The organism is Nocardioides sp. CPCC 206348 (assembly GCF_048654705.1).
GTDB lineage: Bacteria > Actinomycetota > Actinomycetes > Propionibacteriales > Nocardioidaceae > Nocardioides.
Window position 1 is genome coordinate 5,454 of sequence record NZ_JBMCZA010000186.1, and the last position, 1,885, is coordinate 7,338.

A 1,885-nucleotide genomic window follows, 5' to 3' on the forward strand; every position below is an offset into this window, starting at 1 on the left:
CGGGTTGCGCCACCGGCTCTCGTCACCCTCGTGATGGTTCGATGGCGTTAAGGTCCTCGAAACATCTGGGAGGCACTGTGGACGACATGGCGATGAATCCAGTGACGGTCGTGCTCTTCGGCGCGACGGGGGACCTGGCGCGACGCAAGCTCCTGCCCGGGCTCCTGCACCTCTTCGAGACCGGGCTCATCCCGGACCTGCAGATCGTCGGCACCTCCCTCGACGACCACACCACCGAGACGTTCGTCGCCTTCGCCCACGAGGCGTCGACGGAGTTCTCCGGCACCGACGGCGACATGGCCGCGTGGCCGGAGTTCTCGAAGCGCCTGCACTGGGCGCCGGGCGGGGAAGGCGCAGCCGGACTGCGCGCCGCGATCGACAAGGCCGAGGCCGGCGCCCAGGGCGATCGCACCCGGCTGCACTACCTCAGCGTGCCGCCGAAGGCCGCGCTGTCGGTGGTGAAGACCCTGGAGGACGCCGACCTCGTGCGCGGCAGCCGGATCATCATGGAGAAGCCGTTCGGCGTCGACCTGGCCAGTGCGAAGAAGCTCAACGGCGAGCTGCACAAGACGTTCGACGAGTCGCAGATCTACCGGATCGACCACTTCCTCGGGAAGGAAGCGGCCCAGAACATCCTCGCGTTCCGGTTCGCCAACGGGCTCTTCGAGCCGATCTGGCACCGCAACAACATCGACCACATCCAGATCGACATCCCCGAGGAGCTCGGGCTCGACCAGCGCGCGAACTTCTACGAGTCGACCGGCGCCTACAAGGACATGGTCGTCACCCACCTGTTCCAGGTGCTGGCGTTCATCGCGCTCGAGCCGCCGACGGCGCTCACGCCGCACGCGATCAACGAGGAGAAGAACAAGGTCTTCCGGTCGATGCTGCCGATCGACCCGGCGGACGTCGTACGCGGTCAGTACCAGGGGTACCGCGACATCCCCGGCGTCGCGTCCGAGTCGGAGACCGAGACGTTCATCGCGCTCAAGTGCTACATCGACAACTGGCGCTGGGCGGGCGTGCCGTTCTACCTCCGCACCGGCAAGCGACTGGCCGAGGGGGCGCGGATCATCTCCATCGCCTTCAAGGAGCCCCCGAAGTCGATGTTCCCGAAGAACTCCGGCGTCGGCGAGCACGGCCCCGACCACCTGACCTTCGACCTCGCGGACAAGGCGAAGATGTCGCTGTCGTTCTACGGCAAGCGGCCCGGTCCCGGCATGAAGCTCGACAAGCTCTCGATGCAGTTCGCGATGGGCGACACCACCTGGGCCGGCTCCGTGCTGGAGGCCTACGAGCGGCTGATCTACGACGCCGCGCGCGGCGACCAGACGCTGTTCACGTCCGCCGAGGGCATCGAACGCCTGTGGGAGGTCTCCGAGCCGCTGCTCGAGAACCCGCCGGTCGTCCGGCCCTACCGCCAGGGCAGCTGGGGACCGAACCAGATCCACCAGCTCATCGCGCCGTACGCCTGGCGACTGCCGTTCGAGCGGCAGTGGCGCGACCCGAACACCCTCGGCAGCTGAGCTCAGCCGAGCATCGGCGACGGATCAGCGAGGCCGACCGAGGACCAACCCAGCCGCTCGGTGCCCGCGAACCACTCGACGATCACGCCGGTCTCGACCCTTTCGGTCGGGAATTCCTTCACCCGTGGCCGGAGTACGACGGATCCCGCTCCGGCCTCGAGCACGCCCTTCGTCGGCGGGCTGGTCTCGGTGACCGGCTTTCCGTCGACGAGGCGGATCACGACGAAGCGAACGCGCACGGACTGCTCGCCGGTGCTCGCGGGGGAACGGCTGACGTCGATCACCGGCTCCGCGGTCCACGGCGTCGGCGACGTGAAGCTGCCGGGTCTGCCGTCACGCGTGAGCGGCACCACCTTCTC

General features: G+C 68.0%; 2 protein-coding genes. One reads left to right on the forward strand and one right to left on the reverse strand.

All coding sequences use genetic code 11. The features are described 5' to 3' along the window. Positions 1 to 41: 41 nt before the first annotated feature. Positions 42 to 1,526, forward strand: a complete 1,485-nt coding sequence (gene zwf, locus ACOADB_RS15245) for a glucose-6-phosphate dehydrogenase (protein WP_378600220.1) — start codon at positions 42 to 44, stop codon at positions 1,524 to 1,526. Between the two features lie 2 nt (positions 1,527 to 1,528). Here the strand turns inward: zwf and ACOADB_RS15250 are convergent. Continuing rightward, positions 1,529 to 1,885 (reverse strand): hypothetical protein (locus tag ACOADB_RS15250; protein WP_378600223.1); only part of this gene is annotated, 357 nt, incomplete at its 5' end.

Bases quoted from the DNA above. Each gene is read 5' to 3' on its own strand.
- zwf (WP_378600220.1), top strand. From the start codon at position 42: ATGGCGTTAAGGTCCTCGAAACATCTGGGAGGCACTGTGGACGACATG.